General features: G+C 34.4%; 5 protein-coding genes and 1 pseudogene. 4 read left to right on the top strand and 2 right to left on the bottom strand.

Annotated features, from left to right (window positions below):
* Together K8V80_RS02975 and K8V80_RS02970 are read left to right on the top strand one after the other, a co-directional pair.
* Window positions 1-838 (top strand): glycoside hydrolase family 18 (locus tag K8V80_RS02975; RefSeq protein ID WP_276775367.1); only part of this gene is annotated, 838 nt, incomplete at its 5' end.
* Between the two features lie 8 nt (window positions 839-846).
* On the top strand, window positions 847-1,983 hold the full coding sequence (locus K8V80_RS02970) for a DUF1735 and LamG domain-containing protein (protein WP_276775365.1): 1,137 nt from the start codon (window positions 847-849) through the stop codon (window positions 1,981-1,983).
* 112 nt (window positions 1,984-2,095) lie between these two features.
* Here the strand turns inward: K8V80_RS02970 and K8V80_RS02965 are convergent, their stop codons facing one another.
* Both K8V80_RS02965 and K8V80_RS02960 read right to left on the bottom strand, forming a co-directional pair.
* A complete protein-coding gene (locus tag K8V80_RS02965) occupies window positions 2,096-4,663 on the bottom strand; it encodes a TonB-dependent receptor (RefSeq protein ID WP_276775364.1) in 2,568 nt (855 codons plus the stop codon).
* Window positions 4,664-4,735: 72 nt separating this feature from the next.
* Complete coding sequence (locus tag K8V80_RS02960; protein ID WP_006744335.1) at window positions 4,736-6,013, bottom strand: uracil-xanthine permease family protein; 1,278 nt, start codon at window positions 6,011-6,013, stop codon at window positions 4,736-4,738.
* A gap of 229 nt (window positions 6,014-6,242) precedes the next feature.
* Between K8V80_RS02960 and ybaK the strand changes: the two genes are divergently transcribed.
* On the top strand, window positions 6,243-6,731 hold the full coding sequence (gene ybaK, locus K8V80_RS02955; protein ID WP_006744336.1) for a Cys-tRNA(Pro) deacylase: 489 nt from the start codon (window positions 6,243-6,245) through the stop codon (window positions 6,729-6,731).
* 78 nt (window positions 6,732-6,809) lie between these two features.
* Window positions 6,810-7,137: pseudogene (locus tag K8V80_RS02950) on the top strand (MFS transporter); the annotation flags it as partial.

Raw genomic sequence — 7,137 nt, 5'->3', positions numbered from 1 at the left:
TAAAGAATCAGATCATGAAGTGTCTTTTGGATGGTTTGGTGGTTGGAATGCTGATCAAGCAACAATGGGTTCTCGTTTAACTTCTGCCCCAGATAGTATTGATATAATATCCATATGGGGTAAATATTGGGATATTACCCCTGCTCAAAAAGCTGATTTAAGGTATGTACAAGAAAATTATGGAACGAAAGTAACTTATACAATTTTTGCCCATGAAGTACCAGAACCTTTTGAACCTACTCCTGAAGGAGTTGCTGATTATGCAAAAGCCTTGGCTGATACAATGTATAAATATAATTATGATGGTATTGATTTAGATTATGAACCAGGATTTGGAGGTCAAGGGCCATTAGTGGGGCACGACAATAAGTTAATGACAGCCTTTGTAGAGGCTTTGGGAAAATATTTTGGACCTAAATCAGGGACCAATAAATTATTTTTAATAGATGGTGTTCCTTATGCGGTAGAGAAGCATTTAGCAGAGTATTTTGACTATGGAATCGTTCAAGCATATAGTTCACCTGGTGATAATGATCTTCAAGGACGTTTTAATAATGCTTTAAAGAAGGGATGGAATCCAGAACAGTATATTTTTGCTGAAGATTTTGAAAGACATTGGGAAACTGGAGGATATAGTAGTTATAGGCACACATTGGAAGATGGTACTATTATATATGTTCCTTCCTTAGAGGGAATGGCACGTTTCCAGCCCACTGTGGATGGAGAGAAAAAGATAAAAGGTGGTGTAGGTACTTATCACATGGAGTATGAATATAAACATACTCCAGAATATAAATATCTAAGAGCTGCAATTCAATTAATGAATCCTTCTAAATGAAAATAGATATGAAAAAAATATTTAATTATTTAATTATAATTAGCCTTTTCTGTGCATGTCAAAATTCAAAAGATTATAGAGATGTGTTATTTATGACAGGGACAGAAGATAGTAATTTGAGAAATATTACAGTTTCTGATGAGCCCACAGATATAGCTTTTAGTGTGAGTGCTTCAACTCCTTTAGACAAAAGTGTCGAAATCAGTTTAGCTATCGATTCAAAACTTATAGACCAATATAATTTAAAATATAATAAGAACTATAAGATTTTACCAGAAGGTGCATTTGAACTTTCCAGTAAAGAAGTGGTTATTGAAGAGGATAGATATATTTCTGATCCTTTGAAATTAACTGTTTGGCAAACAGAAGACTATCAAGAAGGAGTTACTTATGCTCTTCCTATAAAGATTCAGAGAAACTCTGGAGGAATAGATATTCTAAATGGATCATCTTATGTGTTGTTTATAATTAAGAGTATAACAATAACTCAGGCTGCATCTCTTACTAATAATTATTTTGCTGTAGATTTTGCATCTCAAAATGATGTATCATTAAAGGCTCTACCATCTGCTACATATGAAACTAGAATTTATGTAAATAATTTCCAACAAAGAAATCCTTACATTAGTAGTGTTATGGGATTAGAGGAGAATTTTTTGTTAAGATTTGGTGATGCTTCTATCAAACCAAATCAACTTCAGATTGCAAAACCTGGATTAACAAGTTCTACGCAATTTAGTGAAGGTAAATGGTATCATATTGCCGCTGTATTTGATAATGGAGAGGTAAGAATGTATATCAATGGTAAACTAGAAACGTCAGGTACACATTCTGAGGCTAAAGTTTTGGATTTAACAAAAGTTTATTCAGATAAGAGTTTTATGATAGGACGTTCAGCCAATGGTAGAGGATTGGATGGTTACATAAGCGAGTGTAGGGTTTGGTCAAAAGCATTATCACCTGCTGAATTAGCTAATAATGTATGTTATGTAGATCCAACTTCTGAGGGACTTATTTCTTATTGGAGATTTGATACTACAGCAGAAGATGGTAAGACAGTTACAGATATTACAGGCCATGGGTATGATGCAAAAGGTGGAAGGCAAGTGTCTTTTACTGATGGTGTGAAATGTCCTGATTTATAAGAATATTTATTAATCAATACTAGATTAATATTTCTACCCAAAAAAAGTCGAGCTAAGTTGTGTTGTACTTAGCTCGACTTTCACTTTTAATTCAAACAATAATGTATAATTTTTAGAATTGACATCCTAGAGATAATCCGAAATGTATGGGAGCTCCTTTTTGCATAAAGCCATTACCCATTGATTCGAAATAGAAAGTAGCATAGTCTTTATTATAGAGATTTCTTCCCCAAATATCCATGTATGCTTTTCCCTTCTTCAAGCTTAAATTAGCATTTAATGTGCCATAGAATTTTTGACTTACGTCATTTTCTTCTGTCCAATATACTTTCCCAACTCCTGAGTAGCTTACACTTAATAAAACACCATCCAACCATGATCTTTGAGGCATAGCGAAATTAAAATCGATACCTGCATTTAATGTATGGCGAGGAACAAAAGGCACTCTTTTTCCTTTGTAGTCTACTTCTTGAAGTTTTCCATTCATTTTCTTATTTGTTTTGTATTCTGTGAATTCAGCATGAGTGAATCCATATGCAGCATGTAGGCTAATAACTTCATCTACACGATATCTCATTGCTGCCTCTGCCCCGTAGCTACGGCTTTTCCCCGCATTGACGGTTACACGACCTAATCCACTTTGAGCAAATTTTGCAATTTGTTGATTTTTTGTGTCTAGTAAGAATAAGGCATAATCTGCAATGAACTTACCTTGACCAATATTTAAATGGGTTCCTACTTCATAGTTCCAAGTGTATTCTGGTTTGAAGACTGTGGCATCTTCAATGTCAAGAGGATCTGGTGTAGGACCTCCATTTTGTATCATATCCAAGATATGTGGTGGCATATTTTCTTTCATTTTATCTACCATCATATCTACTTTATGCTTTTTATCAGGGTCTAGTTGGTTATATTCTTGCATTAATTTACCCATTACCCCTTTCATCATATCTCCACGCATTACAGTTTGCATCTCAGACTGTATAAGGTCTGAGAACATTTGCACATTGTATCCCCCTGAGCGGTAACCTCTACTTACAGTTGCATAAACAGAATTGTCTTTATCTAAATTATATTGGAGAGCAAATCGAGGTAGAAAGTCAACAGAACTTTTATTTAAATCACCTTGTAGCTTTGGGTTGCTTTCTAACTGAACGTTATAAGGTCCATAGGTTTGCTCTGGCATAGGAAAAGGGGCAACTAAACTAGCTTTAGCACCAAAATCCAGACCATAATGAATAGCACTATTAGAGTTGTATTTCATTTTATTATGCTCGTAATTAACTCTGAAACCAGCAGTTAACGACAAGCCATCAATAAATAAATCGTTGATAGTTGATTGGTGATAAAAAGATCCACTATATATGGGAGTTTTAAAAACACCATCAATGAGTAATTCTTTATCTAGGACATTGAAGTCGGCAAATACTGATGGCTGAATAGGGAAAGGCATTGATCCAATTTGAATAGGAGGTATCATATTGTTTATCATACCTATGCCTTGCTCTAAACCAGTTTTAATGCCACGCTCTATTAGGTTCCTTATTCCATCTTGGTGAAACCACACTGGACCATCAGTCCTTAGGTTTTGAGCAAAACCAAACAGCCCTGTTGTCCATTCCCATTTTCGATTGGGTTTAGATTTAAATATAAATTCTTCAGAAAGAGTATTGAGCTGTTGCTTCTGCATAATTGTAAAGATATCTGCAGGAGAAAAATCTTGATCAATAAACATTCTGTCTTTTAATCTTTGATAACCTGTAATAGCTGAGAAATCAAAATTTACAGCTTGGTATGTTAGATTTAAGCCTGTATTAAAGAGGCTACGTCTGTAGCTATGTTCTTTATTGTTATTTGGTTCTGCATAGGAGTTAGTTTCCTTGTTATAGGCTCCATAAGGAAATCCTCCCTCATCAGAGTATTCATAATTTACATTCAAGTCTAACTTTAAATTAGACGAAGGAATTAGAATACCTCTAAAGCGGCCTCCTCCTGTATCACCTTTATCCATTTGCTTGTCGAGATAGGTGTTTTTAAAGAAGCCTCCTTTATGTTTGAAAAATCCTCCCGTTGAAAATGCGAAATTATTATTTACACGGTGGTAATGAGCAACAGAGGCATCGTAATCACCATAGGTTGATGTCCCAATCTTAAAATCTGTACCCTGATAATCGAAAGGCGATTTAGTATAAACCTTAATTAATCCACCCATAGTATTTCTACCATAAAGAGTACTTTGTGGACCTCTCAAAATATCAATTCGCTCAACATCTGAAAAGTCAAAATCGAAGGCTGATTTATCTATATATGGTACATTATCTACATAGAGTCCTACTGATGGAGTATTTATACGTGATCCAATCCCTCTGATATAAATAGCTGAAGAAAGTTTCGATCCATAATTGGGAATAAAGATGTTGGGCACTGTACCCGTTAAATCTTTAATTGATCTAATTTGATGTGCTTGCATCAATTTTTTGTTGACTTGGGTAACAGAAGTGGGCAATTCCCTTAACTTTCTATTTTCTTTGGGAGATGCAATTACAACAACATCTTCTTCTAAATTATAGACCTTTAGGCTATCTCTGGGTATTTCATCTGGCTGGTCAGCTGAGGCATAAGAGGGAAGAATTACCCCTAATGCCAATAGTGCTGTGAAAATATGTTTTCTTTGTATCATATACTTATACTGATTATAAATACAAAGAAAACATATTTATGGTAGTGCGTCAATCCTAATAAGTTATGATTTTTACACTTTTTTAGGTTTCTTGTCTCTAAAAATGCCGTGTTCTAAAATAAGAACGGTTATTACACCCATCACAAACCCATTACCAACAATTGGTCTAATAAGGGCTGGTATCTGAGCGTTTAACTCTTCTGGCATAAAAGAAATTAGAAGAGCTATCATTAAAGGTAAGCCAATAATAATACCATGGTTAAAGTGGTGAACAATATCATTTGTTGCTACCATCTGGAACGAGGCAGATAACTGTGAAGCCATCAGATAAATCATAATACTACCCATAACCACTGGGGGAATAAAGTTAAATAGACCTATAATGCTAGGTATAAAAGCACATACAAACAATCCAACTCCTGCCGGGATGAGTGCGTATCTAGAAGCGCATCCAGTTGCATTAATGAGTCCAAGACTCATCGAATAGTCTACAGGACCAACTACACCAATAGAACCTGAGAGCATATTTAAAACCCCTGCAATTCCTACACTTCTTTCGCTTCTCTTATTCATGTCTTTTGCTTTTAGAGCTTGTCCCACAGATTGGACTGAACCCAATTCATTAACAAGAAGAGCTACATAGCAAAATAAGAAGGATAGAATAATTCCTCCATTAAACTCAAAGGGAAAGTTAAAGAATGGTAAAGTTGAAGCTTCTGTATTAACGGTTAGAGATTCTGGTGATCCATTTGAAGCATAATAAATTCCTGTACCTAAAAGTAAAGCTAAAAGTACAACAGTTGAATTCCACACTCCCTTTAATAGCTTGTTAGCTAGAGTCATGAGGATTACCATTCCTATAGCAAAGCTTAAAGAAAAGACAGCTTGTCCATCGCTGAAAACAAGATTTAGTATTACTGGAGATAGTGTAAAGGCTATGAGAGCCATTATAACAACGATGATTCTCGTAGTAAAAATAAATTGTAATTTAGAGAGTAATTTACTTACATATAGGATAAATAAAAATAGCCCACCTATCACTATTGCGGTATAAATTTGAGGTGTGTTTTCTGCTCCCGAAGCAATAATACCAATTAGTAAAACAGATGCTGGACCTATTACTACTGGTAGTCTATGTCCAATTAAAACTTGTGCAACTAGACCAAGACCCATAACAGCCATTAGTTTTTGAGTATATGCTGTTTGGTCTGGTGCTCCAAGACCTTGTACATGCGAGACAACCGCTCCAATAATTAATACCATAGGTATTGAAACCAAAAACCACTGAAGACCATACATAAGTAGTGGAAAGGCTGCTAATTTATCATCTAATTCATATTTGAATTTCATAAAAAACGATTTAAAGTTTTAGTTTATAGGGGAATTACAAATTTAAGAGAAAGAAAATGATAGTGCAAACTTAAAGGGAAAAAGCGAAGACTTAACTTTTAAAACCTCAAAAAGTCTATAACAAACGAATTTTTATAAAAAAAGATAGGTTTTATAGTTGTTATTATTTAAAAAATGTTGAAATTAGCCAATGTGGCCTTACAGCCACTTTCAAAGTTACAGTTGATATATGAAAATTAGTAAAACAAATGTTGCTCGATTATTAGATAAAGAGAAAATATCATATGAATTAATACCATATGAAGTTGATGAAGCAGATCTTAGTGCTGTACATGTAGCCCAAGGGTTAGGAGAAGATCCACATCAAGTGTTTAAAACGTTGGTTTTACGAGGGGATAAAAATGGACATTTTGTCTGTGTTATTCCTGGAATAGAAGAGGTTGACCTTAAATTAGCGGCAAAAGAGTCGGGAAATAAAAAGTGTGAAATGCTACCGATGAAAGAATTATTACCTACAACAGGGTATATTAGAGGAGCATGTTCGCCTATCGGTATGAAAAAACCTTTTCCTACTTATATAGATAAGCATTGTGATAAATTTGAACATATCTATGTAAGTGCGGGAAAGAGAGGGTTACAAATAAAAATAGCACCAGCAGATTTAGTAAAGTTTGTAAATGCTAAAGTTTGTTTACTATTTAATACCGAAAATGATTAAATGCTGTATATTTGCAATCGTTTTAACATAAAAAGAAACTTAATACATACAAATACTAATCTATAAAAAGACAAACCTATGTTTAAAAATCATCCTAAAGGACTGTTACCAGCTGCTTTAGCCAATATGGGCGAGCGTTTTGGTTTCTATGTCATGATGGCACTTCTAACTTTGTTTTTACAAACAAAATTTGGACTTGATGGAAAAGGTGCCGGTATTATCTATTCATCATTCTATTTTTTAATTTATGCACTTGCATTAGTTGGTGGTATAATCGCCGATAAAACGAAGAATTTTAAGGGAACAATTCTTGCCGGTCTTATCACCATGGGTTTAGGATATCTTTTATTATCTTATCCTACCCCAACACCTGTACCAGCTGACAAGTTTTACTATTATTTAGGTA

The sequence above is a fragment of the Bacteroides coprosuis genome (assembly GCF_020741705.1).
Lineage (GTDB): Bacteria > Bacteroidota > Bacteroidia > Bacteroidales > Bacteroidaceae > Bacteroides_E > Bacteroides_E coprosuis.
This window is presented reverse-complemented; position numbering and strand designations above follow the sequence as displayed.